The organism is Streptomyces sp. NPDC086549 (genome assembly GCF_044746205.1).
GTDB lineage: Bacteria > Actinomycetota > Actinomycetes > Streptomycetales > Streptomycetaceae > Streptomyces.
On the sequence record NZ_JBIVBS010000001.1, the window covers coordinates 1,260,401 to 1,280,644 of the forward strand.

The 20,244-nt window shown below is 68.9% G+C and carries 18 protein-coding genes; 9 read left to right on the forward strand and 9 right to left on the reverse strand.

Annotation, left to right across the window (positions count from 1 at the left end; translation table 11 throughout):
• Positions 1 to 98: 98 nt before the first annotated feature.
• The 3 genes from ACIPSA_RS05755 to ACIPSA_RS05765 all read right to left on the reverse strand — a co-directional run bounded on the left by ACIPSA_RS05755 (position 99) and on the right by ACIPSA_RS05765 (position 3,677).
• Positions 99 to 878 (reverse strand): HAD-IIA family hydrolase, encoded by a 780-nt coding sequence (locus tag ACIPSA_RS05755; protein WP_402628992.1) that lies wholly within the window; start codon positions 876 to 878, stop codon positions 99 to 101.
• Positions 879 to 1,015: 137 nt separating this feature from the next.
• The gene (locus ACIPSA_RS05760) at positions 1,016 to 1,996 is read right to left on the reverse strand and encodes a hypothetical protein (protein WP_402629525.1); all 981 of its coding nucleotides are present in this window, start codon (positions 1,994 to 1,996) and stop codon (positions 1,016 to 1,018) included.
• A 496-nt stretch (positions 1,997 to 2,492) separates the two neighbouring features.
• A complete protein-coding gene (locus tag ACIPSA_RS05765; RefSeq protein ID WP_402628994.1) occupies positions 2,493 to 3,677 on the reverse strand; it encodes an ROK family protein in 1,185 nt (394 codons plus the stop codon).
• Between the two features lie 48 nt (positions 3,678 to 3,725).
• Here ACIPSA_RS05765 and ACIPSA_RS05770 point away from each other — a divergent pair, with 48 nt between their 5' ends.
• The 3 genes from ACIPSA_RS05770 (at position 3,726) to ACIPSA_RS05780 (ending at position 6,248) form a co-directional block, all read left to right on the forward strand.
• Positions 3,726 to 4,796, forward strand: coding sequence for a Gfo/Idh/MocA family oxidoreductase (locus ACIPSA_RS05770; RefSeq protein WP_402628996.1), 1,071 nt, complete (start codon positions 3,726 to 3,728; stop codon positions 4,794 to 4,796).
• Entirely contained in the window at positions 4,796 to 5,305 is a 510-nt protein-coding gene (locus tag ACIPSA_RS05775) for a heme-degrading domain-containing protein (protein WP_402628998.1), read from the forward strand. The genes ACIPSA_RS05770 and ACIPSA_RS05775 overlap by 1 nt, the downstream gene beginning before the upstream one ends.
• A gap of 76 nt (positions 5,306 to 5,381) precedes the next feature.
• Positions 5,382 to 6,248, forward strand: a complete 867-nt coding sequence (locus ACIPSA_RS05780) for an LLM class F420-dependent oxidoreductase (RefSeq protein ID WP_402629000.1) — start codon at positions 5,382 to 5,384, stop codon at positions 6,246 to 6,248.
• 122 nt (positions 6,249 to 6,370) lie between these two features.
• Here ACIPSA_RS05780 and ACIPSA_RS05785 read toward each other — a convergent pair whose 3' ends face one another.
• From ACIPSA_RS05785 to ACIPSA_RS05800, 4 genes are all read right to left on the reverse strand, one after another.
• Positions 6,371 to 7,228, reverse strand: coding sequence for a fumarylacetoacetate hydrolase family protein (locus tag ACIPSA_RS05785; protein WP_402629002.1), 858 nt, complete (start codon positions 7,226 to 7,228; stop codon positions 6,371 to 6,373).
• Between the two features lie 132 nt (positions 7,229 to 7,360).
• Positions 7,361 to 8,077 (reverse strand): YidC/Oxa1 family membrane protein insertase, encoded by a 717-nt coding sequence (locus tag ACIPSA_RS05790; protein WP_402629004.1) that lies wholly within the window; start codon positions 8,075 to 8,077, stop codon positions 7,361 to 7,363.
• 94 nt (positions 8,078 to 8,171) lie between these two features.
• Positions 8,172 to 8,483 (reverse strand): DUF6412 domain-containing protein, encoded by a 312-nt coding sequence (locus tag ACIPSA_RS05795; RefSeq protein ID WP_402629005.1) that lies wholly within the window; start codon positions 8,481 to 8,483, stop codon positions 8,172 to 8,174.
• A 44-nt stretch (positions 8,484 to 8,527) separates the two neighbouring features.
• Positions 8,528 to 9,055, reverse strand: coding sequence for a winged helix-turn-helix transcriptional regulator (locus ACIPSA_RS05800; protein WP_402629007.1), 528 nt, complete (start codon positions 9,053 to 9,055; stop codon positions 8,528 to 8,530).
• A 69-nt stretch (positions 9,056 to 9,124) separates the two neighbouring features.
• Here ACIPSA_RS05800 and ACIPSA_RS05805 point away from each other — a divergent pair, with 69 nt between their 5' ends.
• On the forward strand, positions 9,125 to 10,537 hold the full coding sequence (locus ACIPSA_RS05805) for an MFS transporter (RefSeq protein WP_402629009.1): 1,413 nt from the start codon (positions 9,125 to 9,127) through the stop codon (positions 10,535 to 10,537).
• Between the two features lie 41 nt (positions 10,538 to 10,578).
• Here the strand turns inward: ACIPSA_RS05805 and ACIPSA_RS05810 are convergent, their stop codons facing one another.
• Positions 10,579 to 11,391, reverse strand: a complete 813-nt coding sequence (locus ACIPSA_RS05810; RefSeq protein WP_402629010.1) for a class E sortase — start codon at positions 11,389 to 11,391, stop codon at positions 10,579 to 10,581.
• Between the two features lie 255 nt (positions 11,392 to 11,646).
• Between ACIPSA_RS05810 and ACIPSA_RS05815 the strand changes: the two genes are divergently transcribed.
• From ACIPSA_RS05815 to ACIPSA_RS05830, 4 genes are all read left to right on the forward strand, one after another.
• The gene (locus ACIPSA_RS05815; RefSeq protein ID WP_402629012.1) at positions 11,647 to 13,119 is read left to right on the forward strand and encodes a beta-1,6-galactanase; all 1,473 of its coding nucleotides are present in this window, start codon (positions 11,647 to 11,649) and stop codon (positions 13,117 to 13,119) included.
• Between the two features lie 437 nt (positions 13,120 to 13,556).
• The gene (locus ACIPSA_RS05820) at positions 13,557 to 14,015 is read left to right on the forward strand and encodes a hypothetical protein (protein WP_402629014.1); all 459 of its coding nucleotides are present in this window, start codon (positions 13,557 to 13,559) and stop codon (positions 14,013 to 14,015) included.
• Between the two features lie 265 nt (positions 14,016 to 14,280).
• On the forward strand, positions 14,281 to 15,291 hold the full coding sequence (locus ACIPSA_RS05825; protein ID WP_402629016.1) for a hypothetical protein: 1,011 nt from the start codon (positions 14,281 to 14,283) through the stop codon (positions 15,289 to 15,291).
• An 88-nt stretch (positions 15,292 to 15,379) separates the two neighbouring features.
• Positions 15,380 to 18,523: a DUF3427 domain-containing protein gene (locus ACIPSA_RS05830; protein WP_402629017.1), complete on the forward strand. Its 3,144-nt coding sequence runs from the start codon at positions 15,380 to 15,382 to the stop codon at positions 18,521 to 18,523.
• A gap of 15 nt (positions 18,524 to 18,538) precedes the next feature.
• On the opposite strand, the gene ACIPSA_RS05835 is transcribed toward ACIPSA_RS05830, so the two are convergent.
• On the reverse strand, positions 18,539 to 19,207 hold the full coding sequence (locus tag ACIPSA_RS05835; RefSeq protein WP_402629019.1) for an ATP-binding protein: 669 nt from the start codon (positions 19,205 to 19,207) through the stop codon (positions 18,539 to 18,541).
• A gap of 179 nt (positions 19,208 to 19,386) precedes the next feature.
• Between ACIPSA_RS05835 and ACIPSA_RS05840 the strand changes: the two genes are divergently transcribed.
• Positions 19,387 to 20,235 (forward strand): helix-turn-helix domain-containing protein, encoded by an 849-nt coding sequence (locus tag ACIPSA_RS05840; RefSeq protein ID WP_402629020.1) that lies wholly within the window; start codon positions 19,387 to 19,389, stop codon positions 20,233 to 20,235.
• The last annotated feature ends 9 nt before the right edge of the window (positions 20,236 to 20,244 follow it).

Here is a 20,244-nt window from a genome sequence, read left to right on the forward strand (position 1 = left end):
CCAGATATCTGGAGACTCCCCCGCAAGCCGGGGCACCGCATCCTCGGCGGGGCCCCGGTTGCTCCGAACGGGTCAGAAAGGGTTTTGGAGGGCGGTTCTCAGACCAGGTCGACGAGGTCCGCGATCGAGTCCACGATCTCGGAGGGCCGGTACGGGAAGTCCTCCACCTGCTCGGGCCGGGTCAGGCCGGTGAGCACCAGGAACGTCCGCATCCCGGCCTCCATGCCGGCCAGCACGTCGGTGTCCATGCGGTCGCCGATCATCGCGCTGCTCTCGGAGTGGGCGCCGATGGCGTTCAGCCCCGTCCGCATCATCAGGGGGTTCGGCTTGCCCGCGAAGTACGGCTTCTTGCCGGTGGCCTTGGTGATCAGCGCGGCGACGGAGCCGGTGGCGGGCAGCGGACCCTCGGTGGAGGGACCGGTCTCGTCGGGGTTGGTGCAGATGAAGCGGGCACCGCCGAGGATCAGCCGTACGGCCTTGGTCATGGCCTCGAAGGAGTAGGTACGGGTCTCGCCCAGCACCACGTAGTCCGGCTCGTGGTCGGTGAGGATGTACCCGATGTCGTGCAGGGCGGTGGTCAGGCCCGCCTCGCCGATGACGTAGGCCGTGCCGCCCGGCCGCTGGTCGTCCAGGAACTTGGCGGTGGCCAGCGCCGAGGTCCAGATGTTGTCGACCGGCACGTCCAGGCCCATGCGGCGCAGGCGGGCGTGCAGATCTCGCGGGGTGTAGATGGAATTGTTGGTCAGGACCAGGAAGGGGCGGCCGGACTCGCGCAGCTTCTTGATGAAGGCGTCCGCGCCGGGGATCGGAACCCCCTCGTGGATGAGCACGCCGTCCATGTCGGTGAGCCACGACTCGATGGGCTTGCGGTCTGGCATGTGCTTCGGTCTCCTGGCATGCGTACGGTCTGAGCGGGGGCGCCGGAACCACGGCGTACCGACGCACCCCAGACTAGTCAGGACCGCGTCATCCGTACCCTGTCGATCGTCGTCGATCGTCGTCGATCGTCCTCGGCTCAGCGGCGCCCGCGCGCCAGCAGGCGGACTCCCCCGCCGACGGCCGCCAGCGCCACGACGGCCGCGAGGACACCGGGCGCGACACCGGAACCGGTGGCGGCGAGTTCGTGGGCGCGCGGCCCGGATGCCAGGTCTTCGTGATCTCCCCGAGCTCCCCCGCCGCCACGGCCACCTTCCGCTTCACCTGCCTCACCTCCCTCACCTCCCTCACCGGCTTCACCTGCTCGACCTGCTTCGACGGCCTCGCCCGTGTCGTCGGCCGAACCGGTTTCGCCGGTCTCGCCGGCCGAGGGGAGTCCGGCGTCCGAGGAGGCGGAGCCGGAGGGGGAGGGGGAAGCGGAGGTGGAGCCGACGGCGGTGACGCTGGCGGTGACGGTGGCCTCGGGTTCGTCGGTCGGAAGTGGCACGGAATCCGCGCCGTCCCCGATCCCGAAGCGGTAGTCGTTCGACTGGCCGATCCAGTCACCGTCCTTGTCATGCCGCTGTACGACGGCCGCGTTGGCGGTGACCATGTTCGATACGGCGTCGGAGGTCAGCGAGAGCCTGACCTTGACGGTGACGGTCTTGCCCGGGGCCACGCTGAACCCGGCGAAACCGCTCCCGTCGAAGACCCCGACGAGCTCCTTCTCATCGGTGCTCTCGAAGTGAACGGGCAGGGCGCGCGTACCGTCGTAGAACTCCAGCTGGGGCTGCGACGGCTTGAGGGCCCGCTTGTCGTCGACGAGCACGATCACCGGGTGCACGTCGGCGCAGGTGGTGCGGGTGGTGTTGGTGAGGTCGATGTACCAGGTGCCGAAGCCGCCCCCGATCTCATAGGACGCGGGCCCGCCGTGGATCCGGGTGGTGACCGGGAAGACCGGGTCGTCCCCACCCCCACAGCTGGGGTCGGCACCCGCGCGGGCGTCCGCCGACGGCACCGGGCCGAGAACGGCGGCCGCGGCGAGGCAGAGGGACAGGGGCAGGGACGCGCACAGTCGCATAAGCACATGACCATCCCGGACGGTGCGGGATACGGACGGCGCCATCCCGACCGGTGACCTCGAACGGCGTCGCGAATCCGCTCGATCGGCGCAGGGGGCGGGGGCGGCCGTGGCGGCCGGGCCCTAAGCCGCCGTGGCCGCCGCGACTCCCCCGAGGCCCCTGAGGCCCCCGAGGCCCCCGAGGCCGCCGAGACCGCGGGCAATCGTGAGGCCTGGAGCACGCCACCGGGCAGGCGCCGCTACGGGTGACCACACACCCACGCGGCCACAGGCATCGGCGCCTGCCCACTCCGCCCTTCGGAATCACCGCCTGCGGGGAGCGCACCCACCCCGACCCCAGCCGAGCCGCGGGTCACCGAGGCGGCAGGCGTGAGCCGGGGGTGCCCCGCACAACACGTGGGCCGGGGGGAACGCACCCAGCACGACCCGAGCCAGGCCGCAGCCCGTCGGCACGGCAGCCGTCAGCCGTCAGCCGTCAGCCGTCCGCCGTCCGCCGTCAGCCGTCCGCCCGCCCGAACACCGGCGCCAGCATCAACTGGGCCGCCCCCTCCGCGACCCCGCCGGCGGCGACCCGTACGGGAACCGTCCCGCCGAAGACACCCGCCCGCCGGGCACGCTCCGCCAGTACCTCGGCCACCCCTCGCACGAAGGTCTGCGGCGCCGCGGCGACCGTACGACCGCCGAGCAGCACGAGGTCGATGTCGAGCAGCCCGACGAGATTCGCGGCCCCCGCCCCCAGCACCCGGGCCGCCTCTCCCGTCTCACCCCGCGCCACGGCCGTCAGACACAACGCCTCGATGCACCCCCGCCCCCCGCACTCGCACACCGGTCCGTCGAGCTGGATGACCTGGTGCCCGAACTCCCCCGCCCCGGTGTGCGCCCCCCGGTGCACGCTCCCGCCGATCACCAGGCCGGCCCCGAGCCCGGTACCGAGATGCAGATACGCGAACGACCCGCCCTCACCTCCGACGGCCAGCCCGAGCGCGGCCGCGTTGGTGTCCTTGTCGACCACGACGGGAACCCCGAGCCGCCGGGCGAGGGCGTCCCGCAACGGGAAGCCGTCCCACTCCGGGAACCCGGTGACGCGGTGCAGCACACCGTGCGCGTGGTCCAGCGGACCGGGCAGGGCGACCCCGACGCCGAGGACGGCCCCCCGCGCCCCGACGGAGACCGACCCGCCGGAGGCCAACCCGGCAGAGACCGACCCGCCGGAAGCCGAGCAGACGGAGCCCGACCCAGCGGACACCAGCTCCTCCACCTGCCGGGCCGTAGCCTCGACGACCGCCTCCGCCCCGGCGCCCAGGTCGAGGGCCACCCGCGTCTCTGCCACCACCTCCCCGGTGAGATCGCAGAGCACCGCCCGCAGTTCGTCCCGGTCCAGGTGCACGCCCACCGCATGCCCCGCCTCCGGCACCAGCCGCAGCACGGTCCGCGGCTTGCCGCCGGTGGACGCCCGCCGTCCCGCCTCCGCCGCGAAGCCCTCCTCCCGCAGCCGCGCGGTGATCTTGCTGACGGCCTGCGGGGTGAGCCCGGTCCGCTCGGCGAGTTCCAGCCGGCTGATGCCCTCCGCACCGGCGGTACGCAGCAGATCCAGCACCAGCGCGGTGTTGTGACTGCGCACGGCGAGCAGATTCGCTCCCGTCGGGCCGCTGCCGCTCTTCGTCCTGTTCACGCCACCCATTCTCCCCTCCACTTGCACTTTGGCAACAGCGTTGCGAAAGTGGGACGCATGACTGCTGGTACTCCCCTCCGCGTGGGCCTGGTCGGCTACGGCCTCGCGGGTTCCGTCTTCCACGCCCCGCTGATCGCGGCCACCGAGGGCCTCGCCCTCGACACGGTTGTCACCTCGAACCCCGAGCGGCAGGAGCAGGCCCGCGCCGACTTCCCGGACGTCCGGCTCGCCACCACCACGGACGAGCTGTTCGACCGCGCCGACGAACTGGACCTGATCGTCATCGCGTCCACGAACAGGACGCACGTCCCGCTCGCGACCACCGCCCTGAAGGCGGGCCTTCCGGTCGTGGTCGACAAGCCGATCGCGGGCGCGGCCGCCGAGGCCCGCGACCTCGCCGCGCTCGCCGAGGAGCGCGGCCTGCTGCTGTCGGTCTTCCAGAACCGCCGCTGGGACAACGACTTCCTGACCCTCCGCAAGCTGATCAGCCACGGCGAGCTGGGCGACGTATGGCGGTTCGAGTCCCGCTTCGAGCGGTGGCGGCCGCAGCCCAAGGGCGGCTGGCGCGAGTCCGGCGACCCCGCAGAGATCGGAGGTCTGCTGTACGACCTCGGCAGCCACGTCGTCGACCAGGCCCTGGTCCTCTTCGGCCCCGCCACCCAGGTGTACGCCGAGACCGACATCCGCCGCCCCGGCGCGGAGACCGATGACGACACCTTCATCGCCGTCACCCACGCGAGCGGCGTCCGCTCCCACCTCTACGTCTCCGCGACGACCGCCCAGCTCGGCCCCCGCTTCCGGGTGCTCGGTTCGCGCGCGGGCTATGTGAAGCACGGCCTGGACCCGCAGGAGGCCGCCCTGAAGGAGGGCCTGCGGCCCGGCCCGCAGTGGGGCGCGGAGCCCGAGTCCCTGTGGGGCCGCCTCGGCTCCGGCGAGTCCCCGCTGACCGGCGGCGGCGACCCCGTACCGACCCTGCCCGGCGACTACCCCGCCTACTACGCGGCCGTGGCCGAGGCCCTCACCGGCGCCGGCCCCAACCCGGTGACCGCGCTGGAGGCGGCCGCCGCCCTCGACGTACTGGAGGCGGCCCGTCGTTCCGCCCGCGACGGAGTGGCGGTGACGCTCTGATGCACCACCCGAAGATCACCCCGAAGTTCGCCCCCGAGATCACCCCGTCCGTCGAGGAGCTGGAGGCGCAGGAACGAAGCCTGACCTTCCGGCAGTTCACCCACGACGACGCCTGGGCACTCGGCTCCCTGCTCGTGGAACTGGCCAGGGAGCGCCAGGCCCCCGTGGCCATCGACATCCACCGTGCCGGCCAGCAGCTCTTCCACGCCGCGCTGCCCGGTTCCACCCCCGACAACGACGCCTGGATCGCCCGCAAGCGCCGCGTGGTGGAGCGCTACGGCGCCTCCTCCTACCTCGTCGGCGCCCGCTTCCGGGCCAAGGGCACGACATTCGAGGAAGCCGCCCGGCTCGACCCCGACGTGTACGCGGCCCACGGCGGGTCATTCCCCGTCAACGTGGAGAACGTGGGCATCATCGGTGCGGTCACCGTCTCCGGTCTGCCCCAACTCCAGGACCACCGCTTCGTGGTGGAGGCGCTGGAGCAGTTCCTGGGCCGGCAGCCGCAGTAGCCACCGGCGGGATTAACCCGAGGTTCCCTCCGGTTGGCTCTGTCAACACGCCCGACACCGGAGGGAACGGAAACCGATGAGCAGCGCCCTGAAGGAAACGGTCGGCCGGTACGGCATCTGGAGCGTCGGACTCCGCGCGGAGGACCCGGCCCGCCGTACCGAGATCGGCGAGGCCGCCGCCGAGCTGGAGGAACTCGGCTACGGCACAGCCTGGTTGGGCGGCAGCAGCGCCGCCCACCACGCCGTACCCCTCCTGGAGACCACCTCTCGACTCGCGGTCGGCACCAGCATCCAGAGCATCTGGCAGTACGAGGCCGACGCGAGCGCGGCCGCCTTCGCCGAGGTGGAGGCGGCCCACCCCGGCCGCTTCGTGCTCGGCCTCGGGGTGAGCCACGCCAAGCTCGCGGACCAGTACCGCCGCCCGTACTCGGCCCTGGTCGCCTACCTCGACGCCCTGGACGAGGCCGGGGTCCCCGCCGGGCGCCGGGTGCTGGCGGCCCTCGGCCCGAAGACCCTGGAGCTGTCCCGGGACCGGGCCGCGGGCGCCGTCCCCTACCTGGTGACCCCCGAGCACACCGCCCGGGCCCGCGAGATCCTCGGCGAAGCCCCGTTGCTGGCACCCGAGTTCAAGGTCGTCCTGGAGACCGACCCGGCCCGCGCCCGCGCGCTCGCCCGCGACAGCCTCGCCATGTACCTCGCCCTCCCCAACTACACCAACAGCTTCCTCCGCCTCGGCTTCACCGAGGACGACCTGGCCTCCGGCGGCAGCGACCGTCTGGTCGACGCGCTGTACGCGTGGGGTGACGAGGACGGGATCCGCGCCCGGATCGACACCTTCTTCGAAGCGGGCGCGGACCATGTGGCGATCCAGGTGGTGGACGGCGGGACACGGGACGCGCAGCCGCGGGAGGCGTGGCGCAGGCTGGCGACTCTGCTGGCGTGAGCGGAGACACCCAAGGGGCGGGGCTGTTTCGATTTGCGGCTCCGCCGCGTGGGCACGACCAGCCACACCGGACCCGCAGACGAAGAACCCCGCGCGCTTCCCCGGCCCTCCCAGCGGAGCGCCTACGCGTCCTTGAACTCCTGGCGCTGACGCCCGAGCCCCTCGATCTCCAGCTCGACGACATCCCCGGCCCTCAGGAACGGCTTCGGCTCCGGCCGCCCGAGCGCAACCCCGGCCGGCGTACCGGTGTTGATGACGTCCCCCGGGTACAGGGTCATGAACTGGCTCACGTACCGCACGATTTCGGCGACCGGGAAGATCTGCTCGGCGGTCGTCCCGTCCTGCTTCAGCTCCCCGTTGACCCACAGCTTCAGCGCGAGATCCTGCGGATCCAGCACCTCGTCGGCCGTCACCAGCCACGGCCCCAGCGGGTTGAACGTCTCGCAGTTCTTGCCCTTGTCCCAGGTCCCGCCCCGCTCGATCTGGAACTCCCGCTCGGAGACGTCGTGCGCCACCGCGTATCCGGCGACATGCGCGAGCGCCTCCTCCGCCGACTCCAGGTAGCGGGCCGTACGTCCGATGACGACGGCCAGCTCCACCTCCCAGTCGGTCTTGGCGGACCCGCGGGGCACGAGCACGGTGTCGTTCGGCCCGACGACCGTGTCCGCGGCCTTGAAGAAGATGATGGGCTCGGCGGGCGGCTCGGCCCCCGTCTCGCGGGCGTGGTCGTGGTAGTTGAGCCCGATGCACACGATCTTGCCGATCCGGCCCAGCGGCGGCCCGACCCGCAGCCCGGCCGCGTCCAGCGCGGGCAGCTCCCCGGTCTCGGCGGCGGCCCGGACCCGGCCGAGCGCGCCGGCGTCGGCGAGCAGCGCCCCGTCGATGTCGTCCACGACCCCCGACAGGTCCCGCAGGGTCCCCTCGGCGTCGAGCAGCGCGGGCCGCTCCGATCCCGCCGTACCGACTCGCAGCAGCTTCATGATCACAGTCTCCCTCGATCGCGGGCGCCCGGCGATGTGTGCAGCCATCGGAGGACTGGTCGATCCTCCAAGGTCGACGTCCAGTCCGCAAGACCCGGTTCACGTACTGGGCCGTAACCACCCGCCCGGTGCTCAGCGATAGAGCACGGCACGCTCCACCGCGCTCCAGGTCGTGCTGGTCACCACGTACAGCGCGGCGGCCAGCGGCACGAAGGCGACGGTGAGGAGGGTGAGGTACGGCATGAAGGGCATGACCTTGCCAGCCGCGGCGAGCCCGGGTACCTGCTCGCCCCCGTCCGCCACCGGCAGCAGGGTGTTGGTGGCCGTCATCCGCTTCGTACGGAGGTAGTTGAAGGTGGCGACGGCGGCGACGACGGCGAAGAGCCCGAGGTAGACGAGCCCGGCGCCCCCGAAGACCCCGCCGTCGCCGAGGGCGTCCGCCCACCGCCCGCCGAGCGGCGCGGCGAACAGCTCATGCGTCAGCAGCCCGTTGCGCTCGCCGCCGATCGTCGAGTTGGAGAACAGGTGGTAGAGGAGGAAGAAGGCGGGCATCTGAAGGAGGCTCGGCAGGCACCCGGACAGCGGCGAGACCTTCTCCTCTGCGTGCAGTTCCAGCACCGCCTTCTGGAGCTTCCCGGGATCCTTCCCGTGCTTCTTCCGCAGCTCGGCGACCTTGGGCTGGAGCGCGGCCCGCGCGCGCTGGCCTCGGGCGGCCGCCCGGGACAGCGGATGCACGAGGAGTCGTACGAGCGCGGTGAACAGGATGATCGCGGCGGCGGCCGCGGACGCGTGGAAGAGCGGCTGGAGCAGGTCGGCGAGCCGCTCGACAAGGTCGGCGAAAACGGACATGGGTGAGCCCTCCGTGGGTCTCGTCGTGCCGGAGTGATGCGTGATGGCGGCATGACGACCCGCGCGGGGTCACGTGTGTCTGTGGGTGATCGCCCTACGCGGTGGTCGCCGGGAGGGCGTGTCCGGGTGCCCTGGGGCGCTGCCGCCCCGAGGCGTCGGGATCGCGTTGCGGAAGGAAGGCCGTACGGCGGGCCCGGTCGCGTATGGCCGTACGCACCCGGGTGGGCGGCACGGAAGGTGCACAGCGGGCGGCGACGAGGGAGCAGGCGAGGAGCGCGGACCCGGCCGCGGCGGTCGCGGCGAGCGCGACGGTGGTGGAGAGAGTGCCGGTGTCGAGCAGCGCGACCTGGAGCAGCAGGATCAGGAGGACGGCGGCGGGGCGCATGGCGACCCAGCGGCTGATCATCGACCGCCCCTCCCCTCTTTCACCTATGTGTGCCCCACTGTTGGTTATACATGACCGGTCTCGAGAGGCTCCAAGAGCCGCTTGGGCTTGAGGAGCGCCCGGCTGACCGGATCGACCGGGTCCGGATCGGCTCCGGGGCCCGGCTCAGTGATGACGTCCTCGACCGGTACAACGGTTCCGCAGGCGCGGCATTCGCCGTACGAGCCGAGTTCGGCGCCGCACTCCGCGTGCCGGAAGTAGCGCAGCTGGGCCTCGTTGAAGTGTTCGCGTCCCCACAGGCCGAGCGCGCGCAGGGTCGGCCACAGAGCGATGCCGCGGTCGGTCACGACGTACTCGTCCCTCGGCGGCGACTCCTGGTACCGGCGCTTCTCCAGGATTCCCTCCTCGGTGAGCGTCTTCAGGCGGCCCGAGAGCACGGCACGCGGGATGCCGAGGTGGACGAGGAAGTCGTTGTAGCGACGGACGCCATAGAGGGCGTCACGGACGACGAGGAGCGTCCAGCGTTCGCCGACGATCTCCAGCGCGCGTGCGATCGAGCACTCCTGAGTCGCGTAGTCCTTGCCCAGTGCCATGGCAGCCACCTTAGCCATTTTTCGCTTAGCTGGTTCAATGAACGAACCTACGATGCTACGGTACACCCCATGACTAGGTTCAGTGAACGAACTTTGGACGAAGCGGCCGCACCGAGCGCCCCGCGCACGACACCCGACCCCCCGCAGGCGCCCCCGCACCCACGGCTCACACTCGCCCTGACCAGTGCGGCCACGGCGGTGGCCCTGATGACGTACACGGCCCCCGCGGTCACGCTGCCCGACACGGCGGCGGCCCTGCACACCCCCATCTCCGCCCAGGCCTGGCTCCTGAACGGCACGCCGCTCGGCCTGGCCGCCCTGCTCCTGGTGGCCGGCAGCCTCGCCGACGACTACGGCCGCCGCCGTATCTTCCTGTCCGGCACGGTGGCGCTGGGCCTCACCACCGCACTCGGCGGCCTGGCCACCTCGACCTGGGCCTTCACCCTGGCCCGCATCACCCAGGGCGCGGCGAGCGCGGCGATCCTGGCGAGCAGCCTGGGCCTCCTGGTGACGGCCTTCCCGACGCCACGCGGCCGGCTGCACGCGACGGGCGTGTGGGGCGCGTTCGTGAGCGGCGGCATCGCGGTAGGCCCGCTGGTCGCCGCGTCGCTGCCCGACTGGCGGATGGCGTACGTCGTCCTCGGCGCGGCGGCGCTGGTGGTGGCCGGGCTGGGCGTGGGCCGGCTGTCGGAGTCGCGGGCCCCGCGGGGCGGACGTCCTGATGTCGCCGGTGCTCTGACGTTCGGGCTGGCGCTGGTGGCGCTGGTCGCCGCGCTGACGCTGGGCCGGGACGGGTGGCTGCGGGCGCCGGTGGGTCTGTTGCTGGCGGCGTCGGTGGTACTGCTCGCGGCCTTCGCCGTGGTGGAGCGGCGCGTACGGACTCCGATGATCGACCTGAGCCTGCTGCGCAGCCGCCGCTTCCTGGCGTCCTCCGCCGGCGGCCTGTTCACCGGGCTGACCGTGATCGGCCTGTTCAGCTTCCTCCCGGCGCTGATGCAGCGGACGCTGGGACTGTCGGCGATCGAAACGGCCTGGCTGGTCCTGCTCTGGTCCGGCCTCTCCTTCGCCGTCGCCCTGCAGGCGAAGCGGCTGGCGGGCCGGGTGGCCCCGCGCTGGCAGCTGGCCGCGGGCTTCCTGCTGCACGCGGCGGGCGCCCTGACGATGCTGGGCGCGCTCGACGCGGGGTCGTGGGTCCGTCTGCTGCCGGGCTTCGTGCTCGGCGGCATCGGCAGCGGCCTGCTGAACGCGGCACTTCCGCTGCTGGCGGTGGAGTCGGTACCGGCCGAGCGAGCGGCGATGGGTTCGGGCGCCCAGCAGACGCTCCGCTACATCGGCTCCTGCGCGGGCGTGGCCCTGACGATCGCCCTCGCGACATCAGCCTCCGGCGGCCTGGCGCAGGGCACGGACGTGGCCATCGTGGTGTCGGCGGCGCTGGCTGTGGTGGGGGCGGTGAGTGTGGTGGCGTTGCGGGAGCGCAGCTGAACGACGACATCAGGAACGCCTTCCAGGACGGGCAAAGACGGCTACGACCGCGGTCGCATCGAAGTCAGCTCCCCCCACACCACCATCCGGTACTTGGACGTGAACTCCGGGGTGCAGGTGGTCAGGGTGATGTAGTAGCCGGGGTCGTCGTAGCCGTAGGCGGGCCTCACGACGGAGCGCGGTACGGGCCGTATCACGCCGGAGTCATGGGACGAGGTCCGCGGAAGGATCTTGTCGACGGTGTACGTGTACGTCGCCGACTCGGTCTCCACCTCGACGGTGTCCTTGGGGCGAAGCCGCGGCAGGTACCGAAAAGGCTCGCCGTGGGTGTTCCGGTGCCCCGCGACCGCGAAGTTGCCTGCCTGGCCCGGCTGTTGGGTGCCGGGATAGTGACCGACGTATCCCTTGTTGAGGACGTTCTGCTTGCTGACGCCCTCGGCGACCGGCACTCGCAGGTGGAGTCTGGGGATGGTCAGGATGGCGTACGCCTGGGAGCTTCGCGGTCGCGACGCGCCGACGGTGACGTACGACCGCTGCCGCCCGACTGCCCCCGTACCCGGCGACGAAGAGGAGGACGCCACGGAGGGCGCCTCCGCGCCGCCGGATGCCCCGCCGGACGCACCGGAGGAACCGCCTCCACCCCCCGTCCCCCACTCCCGCTCCAACGCCTCCACCTTCCGCTCGGCCCCCCGCCTGGCCTCCCGGTTGGTCCACCACAACTGATGCACAACGAGCAGCATGAGTACGACCCCGACGGTCACGAGGACCTCACCCCCGGCCCACACCACCCGCCGGCGCCGGGCACGCCTCCGTCGACTGCTGTGCTGCACCACACGAACGACGGAAGCCCGCATACGAACGCCTCCCTCACCGGCCCCGGGACGCCGCCCGCACGATAAGGCGCACGCCTCCAAGTCACCAGAGCCGCAGACCTTCCTGCCGGACACCGGCCGCACACCTGCTTCGTACACGGGTTTTAGAAAGGGATGTCACATCCCTCGACAACCTCACGCGTCACACCCGATGCTTCCTGTTGGCATGCGGGGGGACGAGTCAACGCCGGTCCAGGAACCGGCGTTTGAGCCGCACGGAGAGGCAGAGAAGAAGCCATGATCCGACGCAGAACACTCCTGGCCGCCGCGGGAGGCGGCCTGCTGGGCAGCGCCCTGGCCACGGGCACGGCCCGCGCCGACGCGACCATCGCCGTCAGCCCGTCCACCTCGTACGGCACCTGGGAGGGCTGGGGTACCTCCCTGGCCTGGTGGGGCAACGTCTTCGGCACCCGGGACGACTTCGCCGACATCTTCTTCACCACCAAGTCGACGACATACAACAGCACGTCGCTCCCCGGCCTCGGTCTGAACATCGCCCGCTACAACCTGGGCGCGTCCAGCTGGAACAGCGTGAACGGCGAGAGCATGGTCGCCTCGGCCAACATCCCCGCCTTCAAGCAGATCGAGGGCTACTGGCAGGACTGGAACAACGAGGACCCCACCTCCTCGGCCTGGGACTGGACGGCGGACGCGACACAGCGCGCGATGCTGGTGAAGGCGGTGAACCGAGGCGCGACCGCCGAGCTCTTCGCCAACTCCCCCATGTGGTGGATGTGTTACAACCACAACCCGTCCGGCGCCTCCGACGGCGGCAACAACCTCCAGTCCTGGAACTACCGTCAGCACGCCTCCCACCTGGCGTCCGTCGCGTTGTACGCCAAGAACAACTGGGGCGTGAACTTCGCGACGGTCGAGGCATTCAACGAGCCCTCGTCCTCCTGGTGGACGGCCACCGGCACCCAGGAGGGCTGCCACATCGACTCGACGGTCCAGGCGGCCGTACTCCCGTACCTCCGAAGCGAGTTGAACAGCCGTGGCCTGACCAGCACGAAGATCTCGGCGTCCGACGAGACGAGCTACGACCTGGCCCGCACGACGTGGAACTCCTTCTCGTCGACCGTGAAGGGCTACGTGGACCGCGTGAACGTACACGGCTACCAGGGCTCGGGCGGCCGCCGCGACCTGCTCTACACGGACGTCGTGACGACGGCCGGCAAGACCCTCTGGAACTCCGAGACCGGCGACAACGACGGCACCGGCTACACCATGGCCTTCAACCTCCTCTACGACTTCCGCTGGCTGCACCCCACCGCCTGGGTCTACTGGCAGGTCATGGACCCGTCCTCGAACTGGGCGATGATCGCGTACGACGCGGACACGCTGGCGGCGGGCGCGGTCACCACGAAGTACTACGTAATGGCACAGTTCAGCCGCCACATCCGCCCCGGCATGAAGATCCTCGACACCGGCGTGAGCTACGCGACGGCGGCCTATGACTCCTCGGCGAAGCGCCTGGTGATCGTGGCCCTCAACACCGCCACCTCCGCCCAGACCCTCACCTTCAACCTCTCGAACTTCACGACGGTGACGGGCGGCACGAACGGCCTGGTCCCGCGCTGGAGCACGGTGACGACGGGCGGGGACACGTACAAGTCGTACTCGGACACGTACCTGTCGGGAAAGACCGTGGCGGTCTCCTTCCCCGCGAAGTCCGTCCAGACGCTCCAGATCGACGGCGTGACGATCTGAGCCGGTCGTTCGACTGTCCGCGGGCGACCGTGCCTGGTACACGTTCGCCCCGATAGGTAATCGCCGCACGTCGGAACGGCCTTCGCCTGATCCCGTGTTCCGGATCAGGAAACACGCGGGACCAGTACGAAGGCCGTGGACATGAGTGTGCTGCAACCGGACGGCCGACGGGACGCTGTCGCCTGGGCATCACACTTCGGGACATCCCCTACAGCCCCGGCAGGTCACCACCGCAGCCGGAGTCGCCGAGGTCGATGTGCCACGGGTGCGCGACAAGCAGCCGCTGAGGGGGCTGAGGGCGCTGAACGGGATCTTCAGCTTCTTCAGCGGTACCTCAGCCGCCAGGCGCAAGGGTTGCCCCGTACTCGATCCCGGTGGGACCGGGGGCCGGAACAAGGCCGGATACCCCTGTGCCCCATCACGAAGGAGCCGATCCCATGAACATGCAGTGGCGCAGCGTCTCACGCCGACGGGGCATGGTGATGGCCGGCGCAGTAGCCGCACTCCTCGCCGCGGGCGGAGCCGCTTCGGCGGCGACCTCGGGCCACGCCACCACGGCCAAGCACGACGGCGTGACCCTCACTCCGGCGTCCGGGACGCACTCGCACCCGCACAAGGTCCCGCAGTCCCTGGAGGAGGTGCCCTGCGTGGAGCTCCCGTCCGTCGACAAGCTGCCGAAGGGCGAGGGCAAGGTGCTGCACTACCCCATCAAGATCACCGGCAAGAAGGGCAAGACGACGCTGCCCCCCGCCACGGACTGCCCGGTCCTCGAGGAGGTGCCCGGCGCGACGCCGCAGAACGTCAAGGACATGCCGGCGGGCAAGGCCAAGGAGCTGCACGTCCCGATCAAGGTCATCGGTGGAACGGGCAAGACGGAGCTGCGCCCGACGCGGTGACGTCTCCGGGGCACAGGCGGCCGTAGCAGGGGCGGACGCGCGGAGACCCACAGGGCTGCCGCGCGTGCGCCGAGCCGCTTCCGCGAAGCGCTCGGCCGGGAACTCCCGGCCGAGCGCTTCGCGGCGGGTGCGGCCAACTCCGGATCAGACAAAGGCCGTCTGACCGAGTCCCCTCTCATCCAGTCGCCCGGCGCCCCCCATATTGCGCCGGTCTCCCTTATCCTCCTCTCTCCTTATGTCACCAGCGGGCAGTACGGTGTCGTCCATGCGCCCCGACACGCCTGCCGAGAACGTCGACCACACCGCCGAAGCGGCACGCCTGGAGCGGTCCGCCGGCCTGTATCCCGAGGACGCCGAGGCCCTGCTGCTGCAGTCCGCGGCCCACCTGGAACTGGCCGGCGACCGCCCCGCGGCGACCGCGCTCTACGACCGTCTGATCTCCTCTCCCGACGGCCTGGAGAACCCCCACCTGGTTCGAGCCCTGAAGGCCTCGAACCTCTGGGAGTACGGCCATGAGGCCGAGGCCCGCGCGATCATCGACGGAGTCCGCGCCTCCGCCCCGCGGGACCCGGCCCCCTGGGTGATCGTGGCCGAGGCCCTGGAGTCCCACGACGAGCTGGAGGCGGCGCAGGAGACGTTCACCGAGGGGACGACCCTGCTCCTGACCGACGCGACGGAGCCCCCGTACTCGACCCACCCCCTGCTCTTCGGCCGCCACAGGGTCCGCCGCATGCTGGGCCTCCCCCACGACGAGTGGGACACCCTGGCGGACACCCTGCACTCCTCGTCCGTATCCCTGGACGAGCTGCACGACCCGAAGCGGGTGTGGTCCCTGGGCTCGGACAACCCGGCGGAGCTGGAGGCGGAGATCTCGCGACTGCGGGCGGAACTGGGGGCGTACCGCGAGGCGTTGTCCCGCCCGTTCCCGGTCGCCGTCCTCCACTGGGCGGAGGGCGAGCTGGAGGAACTGGTCGGGTCCTATCCGTCGCTGGCGACCGAATACCCCTCCCGCGAGGAGCACCTCACGACGATAGAGGCCTCGCTGCGGGAGCTGGCGTCTTCGGGCACGCCGAACCTGGGGATCGTGACGGGAACGGTGCCTTCTTATGAGGCGTTCGCCGCGTCGGAGGGGTCCTCACCGGGGGACGTGACACTGCTGCCGCAGTATGCGACGACGCTGGCGGCGCGGGGGCGGGCTGTGGCTTGGCCGCCTCAGCGGAGCTCGGATTGCTGGTGCGGCCAGGCACAGCCGTACGACGCGTGCCACGGGGCATGAAGGCGTAGCCCGAGGCAAAAGCCACCACGAGTTGTCAGTCCCTCCTGATAGAACCAACTCAGCGATCACATTGGTGAGAGGGACCTTGATGAACCCGGAGTTGGTTGGCAGCTCAACGCCTGTCGTCGGTCTGTACGAGACGCTGATCACCCGGCGGCTGCAGCAACGCCTGCAGGACTTGGAAGCGGCCGGGTGGAAGGCCATCGAAGGGGCGGTCAGCAAGGAGTCCGCGCCACATGTGCTGGCACGGCACGTTGCGGAGATCGTCCGGCGCGTCCTCCACGACCTGCCTATTGATGAGCAGGTCGTGGCCGCCAACAAAATCTTGGATTCTCTTGCCACAGTTGACGGCGCCCGTGAGTGGATCGATGCGGTGGTGGACGGCCCCCGACAGTTGCTCGCAATAGCTGAACAGGAAGCACCGGGCGTCTACGCCATCCGTCCTGCCACACCGCTCTCCGAGAGCTCACTCATCACCAACGCGCCTGAAGACCCCAACCTTGGCTTCGAACTGCGCGCGGAACTCGCCACCGCTGACCGCGTCGACCTGCTGTGCGCGTTCGTGAAGTGGTACGGCATTCGCGTTCTGGAGAGCTCCCTCCGCGAAGCCGCCCAGCGTGGCGTGCCCATTCGTGTCATCACCACAACGTACATGGGCGCCACTGACCGGCATGCCCTCGACCGTCTCGTCCGAGACTTCGGCGCTGAAGTGAAGGTCAACTATGAGACCCGCTCGACTCGCCTGCACGCCAAGGCCTGGTTGTTCCGCCGCAATAGCGGCTTCGACACCGCGTATGTAGGCAGCTCCAACCTCTCCAAGGCCGCACTTCTAGACGGCTTGGAGTGGAACGTCCGCCTGTCCTCTGTCGCAACGCCCGCCGTGCTAACCAAGTTCGAGGCTAGTTTCGAGTCGTACTGGAATGACATCGCCTTCGAGCCCTACGACCCGGATCGCGACGCCCAAAAATTGGACGAAGCACTGGGTGTGGCTGGTGGTTCGACATCCAGCCAGGACTCCAAGATCAGCCTCTCGGGCCTTGAGGTTCGGCCGTACCCGCACCAGGCCGACATGTTGGAACGGCTACGAGTCGAGCGTGAGGTCCGTGGTCACCACCACAACCTGCTGGTCGCCGCAACCGGGACAGGCAAGACCGTCATGGCTGCCCTTGACTACCGCAATCTGCGCAAGCAGTGGGGCGGCAGAGAGTATCCCCGGCTGCTCTTCGTCGCACACCGCAAAGAGATCCTGAAGCAGTCCCTGCGCAAGTACCGTGAAGTGCTCGATGACGCATCCTTCGGCGAGCAGCTTTTCAGCGGCGAGCTGCCACGCGACTGGCAGCACGTCTTCGCTAGCGTCCAGTCGCTTACCGACCAGCGACTTGAGCAGTTCGACCCGGAACATTTCGACATCATCGTCGTCGATGAGTTCCATCACGCCACAGCTACGACATATCGCCGCATCCTCAACCACTTCAAGCCGAAACAACTCCTCGGCCTGACTGCCACACCTGAGCGTGCCGACGGGCTGAACGTGCAGGATGAGTTCTTCGAAGGCAGGATCGCCGCCGAAATGCGGCTCTGGGAAGCACTCGACAACGACCTCCTCTGCCCGTTCCACTACTTCGGCGTGCCCGACGACACAGACCTCACCCGGCTCAACTGGCGTTCGGGGACTTACGACCAGAGTCAACTCGGCGACTTGTTCTCTGCCGACAATTTCCGGGCCCGCATCGTGATCAAGCAGGTGCGGGACAAGGTGTCCGACCCGATGAGCATGCGGGCGCTGGGCTTTTGCGTGACTAGGAAGCACGCTCACTTCATGGCGAAGTGCTTCCAGGACGCAGGGTTCAAGGCTGCGGCCTTGGACAGCGAGTCGAAGCCCGAAACGCGTGACCGGATCCTGTCCGAGCTCAAGGCCGGAGAGATCCAGGTCATCTTCTCCGTAGACCTATTCAACGAGGGCTTGGACATACCCGACGTCGATACGCTGCTGCTCCTACGTCCGACGAACAGTGCCACGGTTTTCCTTCAGCAGCTCGGCCGCGGTCTGCGCCGCACGCCGGACAAACCCGTTCTTACCGTGCTCGACTTCATCGGCCAGCATCGCGCCGAGTTCCGGTTTGAGGAGCAGTTCCGCGCAATGACGAACCTGTCGCGCAACCGACTCCTTGAGCACGCCGAGCACGACTTCCCTCTCCTGCCGTCTGGCTGCCAGATCATCCTTGAGGGCAAAGCCAAGGATCTCGTGTTGGCCAACATCCGCACGCAGATCAAGGCAACCGTCCAGACCCTGGCCAAGGAGGTCAAGGCCTTCAATACGCCACTCCTCGCCGACTTCCTCAGGGAGAGCCGCCGCGAAATCAAGGAGTTGTACAAGTCGAACAACTCGTGGACGTCCGTCCTGCGCCGCGCCGGCCTGGCCGATCTACCTGAGCAGTCAGGAGAGGAAGACCTGTTGAAGCGCGTGCACGCGTTCCTACACGTCGATGACCTCGAGCGCGCTGAGGCGTATACCCGCCTGTTGAGAGATGACACCCCAACATACGAGGATCTGAACCCGAGGGACAAAACGTACGCACGAATGCTCTTCTTTAACCTCTGGGACAAGGCTGGCAGTTTCAGCTCCTACGCACAGGGCCTTGAATCACTCCGCGAGCAGCGAGCCCTCCGTAGCGAACTGCGACAGGCGATCGACCATGTGATGGGCCAGGCCGACCACTTCCCCATCCCCCTGGAGGCCCCGCATGCGCATATCCCTCTGAAGATCCACAGCGCGTACAACCGTTCGGAGATTCTGGCCGCACTTGGCGTTGCTCGCCTCGGCGGGCAGATGCCAGGGTCCTTTGCGCAGGGCGTTCTATGGGACGAACCGAACCAGACGGACGCTCTGCTGATCACTCTCGAGAAGAACGAGAAGGATTTCTCCCCGACAGTCCGGTACAAGGACTATGCACTGAGCCCCACGCTCTTCCACTGGGAGTCCCAGAGCACGACCGCAGATACCTCGCCCACCGGTCTGCGTTATCAACAGCACACTCAACGCGGCAGTCATGTACTGCTGTTCATGCGGCGCTACAAGGACACGGACATCGGCAAGGCCCAACCATGGATGCTGCTCGGCCCTGCGACGTATTTCAGGCATGAGGGCAGCAAGCCCATGGCCATCACCTGGCAACTGCACCATGAACTGCCCGCGGACGTGTGGTCGTACTCGGCCATCGCCGTGGGTTAGCAGACTCGACGACCTTCACACGCTCCCGCCGATCTCAGCCTCAAAGTGAGTCTGGGCCCGGTCGAGTACGCCATCGGGGTCATGACCGTGCGCACGCAACCAGTGGAGCACGTCGGCCATGACCTTGATGGCGGCCTCCTCTGCCGCTGCTGCGCTTAGCAAGCTGGCACTTTCGGCCATGGCTCTACCGCGCGGGAGTGGCGCGCATCCGTACAACTCGAGGATCGCCTCGCCCCGCGTGACACGGGAACCGCTTGTCCGACTGCAGGCGGAGCCATCAACGGCAAACTCACACCACACCACCTTGGAGTCGCCGCGAAGGACCACACCCCACCGGTGGTCCGTTACGGCATCGACAAGTGCCATCCCCCGCCCCGATTCCAGGGCACTGCTGGCAGCGAGCAAGGTGGGCAACGCCCGTGGATCGGGATCCTCAACTTCGACACGTAGATACGGCTCGGTGAGCGCCATGCGCAGTGTCGCGGGTGTTCCCTCGCCGACATGCTGGATGACGTTGGTCACCAACTCCGAGACACAGATCTGCGCTGCGTCCACGTGGTCGGGCAGTCCCCACAGGATGAGCCGGACCTTCAACATCCTCCTCAACTGGGCGACTTCTTTTGGGCAGGCAGTGAACTCGTGCAGCCAGGGCTCCCGTCCGGCACGACCACTTACGTAGATCATCTCCACTCACCTTTCGCACGCACCGTTGCGCACTGACACTCGACGGTGACTCCCGGTGACAGATTCGCAGCGACTATCCCTTCCTGCAACATGCATGAAGGGATTCCCCCCTTAGGGTGATTGGCCTTTCGCAACCCTTCCGATGGGATGGACCTTCCGCTAACCCACGAGGAGTTGACATGGCCGGATCCCCCACCGCTCGCCGTCGCCGACTTGCGATCGAGCTCAAGCGACTACGCGACGAGAGCGGCCTCACCTGTAGCCAAGTAGGCAAGGAGCTGGACTGGAGCAGCTCCAAGGTCAGCCGCATGGAAACGGGACAGGGGCGCGTCCAAGCCTCAGACGTCGATGCCCTATGCCGGCTCTACGGGATTCCTGAAGAGCTACGCGATCTCCTGAAGTCGCTGGCCAAGGAGTCCAAGACGAAGGGATGGTGGCACGCACACAGCGATGCGATCCCTGCCTGGTTCTCTGTGTATGTCGGCCTCGAACAGGCAGTCTCCAACTTGCGCAGCTACCAAGCAGAGTTCATCCCCGGCCTGCTGCAAACCGATGAGTACGCAGCCGAGCAGTGTCGCGCTTGGGTCGACCACACCCCGGAGGGAATTCAGCGCATGGTCGACGTCCGGATGCGTCGCCAAGAGTTGCTCACCGGGGAGGGCGCACCGGACCTGTGGGTTGTTGTTCACCAGAGTGCGCTGCAGCACATGGTCGGCAGTCACCAGGTCATGACCCACCAACTCGAACGTATGCTGGAAATCGGCAAGTTGAAGAATGTGACCATTCAGATCTTGCCGTTCGACGCGGGCGCCTACCCCACCACGGGCTCGTACACGATCCTCGGCTTCCCAGAGCAGGAGGACCCGGACCTGGTCTACCGAGAGGGGCTGACCGATTCGGTCTACCTCGAAGAGCCCAAAGATGTGGCCCTCTACGCGAAGGCGTTCGACCACCTCAGGGCCTTGGCGCTGAGCCCCCAGCGCTCGACCTTGCTGATCACGAGACTCTTGGAGGAGCATTCACGATGATGCCATCGT

What these genes read in the sequence shown, in the direction of transcription:
- ACIPSA_RS05800 (WP_402629007.1), bottom strand. Translation starts at nt 9,055, where the DNA reads ATGGCACTGGGCAAGGACTACGCGACTCAGGAGTGCTCGATCGCACGC.
- ACIPSA_RS05805 (WP_402629009.1), top strand. Translation starts at nt 9,125, where the DNA reads ATGACTAGGTTCAGTGAACGAACTTTGGACGAAGCGGCCGCACCGAGC.
- ACIPSA_RS05825 (WP_402629016.1), top strand. Translation starts at nt 14,281, where the DNA reads ATGCGCCCCGACACGCCTGCCGAGAACGTCGACCACACCGCCGAAGCG.
- ACIPSA_RS05810 (WP_402629010.1), bottom strand. Translation starts at nt 11,391, where the DNA reads ATGCGGGCTTCCGTCGTTCGTGTGGTGCAGCACAGCAGTCGACGGAGG.
- ACIPSA_RS05820 (WP_402629014.1), top strand. Translation starts at nt 13,557, where the DNA reads ATGAACATGCAGTGGCGCAGCGTCTCACGCCGACGGGGCATGGTGATG.
- ACIPSA_RS05795 (WP_402629005.1), bottom strand. Translation starts at nt 8,483, where the DNA reads ATGATCAGCCGCTGGGTCGCCATGCGCCCCGCCGCCGTCCTCCTGATC.
- ACIPSA_RS05770 (WP_402628996.1), top strand. Translation starts at nt 3,726, where the DNA reads ATGACTGCTGGTACTCCCCTCCGCGTGGGCCTGGTCGGCTACGGCCTC.
- ACIPSA_RS05760 (WP_402629525.1), bottom strand. Translation starts at nt 1,996, where the DNA reads ATGCGACTGTGCGCGTCCCTGCCCCTGTCCCTCTGCCTCGCCGCGGCC.
- ACIPSA_RS05815 (WP_402629012.1), top strand. Translation starts at nt 11,647, where the DNA reads ATGATCCGACGCAGAACACTCCTGGCCGCCGCGGGAGGCGGCCTGCTG.
- ACIPSA_RS05785 (WP_402629002.1), bottom strand. Translation starts at nt 7,228, where the DNA reads ATGAAGCTGCTGCGAGTCGGTACGGCGGGATCGGAGCGGCCCGCGCTG.
- ACIPSA_RS05790 (WP_402629004.1), bottom strand. Translation starts at nt 8,077, where the DNA reads ATGTCCGTTTTCGCCGACCTTGTCGAGCGGCTCGCCGACCTGCTCCAG.
- ACIPSA_RS05840 (WP_402629020.1), top strand. Translation starts at nt 19,387, where the DNA reads ATGGCCGGATCCCCCACCGCTCGCCGTCGCCGACTTGCGATCGAGCTC.
- ACIPSA_RS05775 (WP_402628998.1), top strand. Translation starts at nt 4,796, where the DNA reads ATGCACCACCCGAAGATCACCCCGAAGTTCGCCCCCGAGATCACCCCG.
- ACIPSA_RS05830 (WP_402629017.1), top strand. Translation starts at nt 15,380, where the DNA reads ATGAACCCGGAGTTGGTTGGCAGCTCAACGCCTGTCGTCGGTCTGTAC.
- ACIPSA_RS05780 (WP_402629000.1), top strand. Translation starts at nt 5,382, where the DNA reads ATGAGCAGCGCCCTGAAGGAAACGGTCGGCCGGTACGGCATCTGGAGC.
- ACIPSA_RS05835 (WP_402629019.1), bottom strand. Translation starts at nt 19,207, where the DNA reads ATGATCTACGTAAGTGGTCGTGCCGGACGGGAGCCCTGGCTGCACGAG.
- ACIPSA_RS05755 (WP_402628992.1), bottom strand. Translation starts at nt 878, where the DNA reads ATGCCAGACCGCAAGCCCATCGAGTCGTGGCTCACCGACATGGACGGC.
- ACIPSA_RS05765 (WP_402628994.1), bottom strand. Translation starts at nt 3,677, where the DNA reads ATGGGTGGCGTGAACAGGACGAAGAGCGGCAGCGGCCCGACGGGAGCG.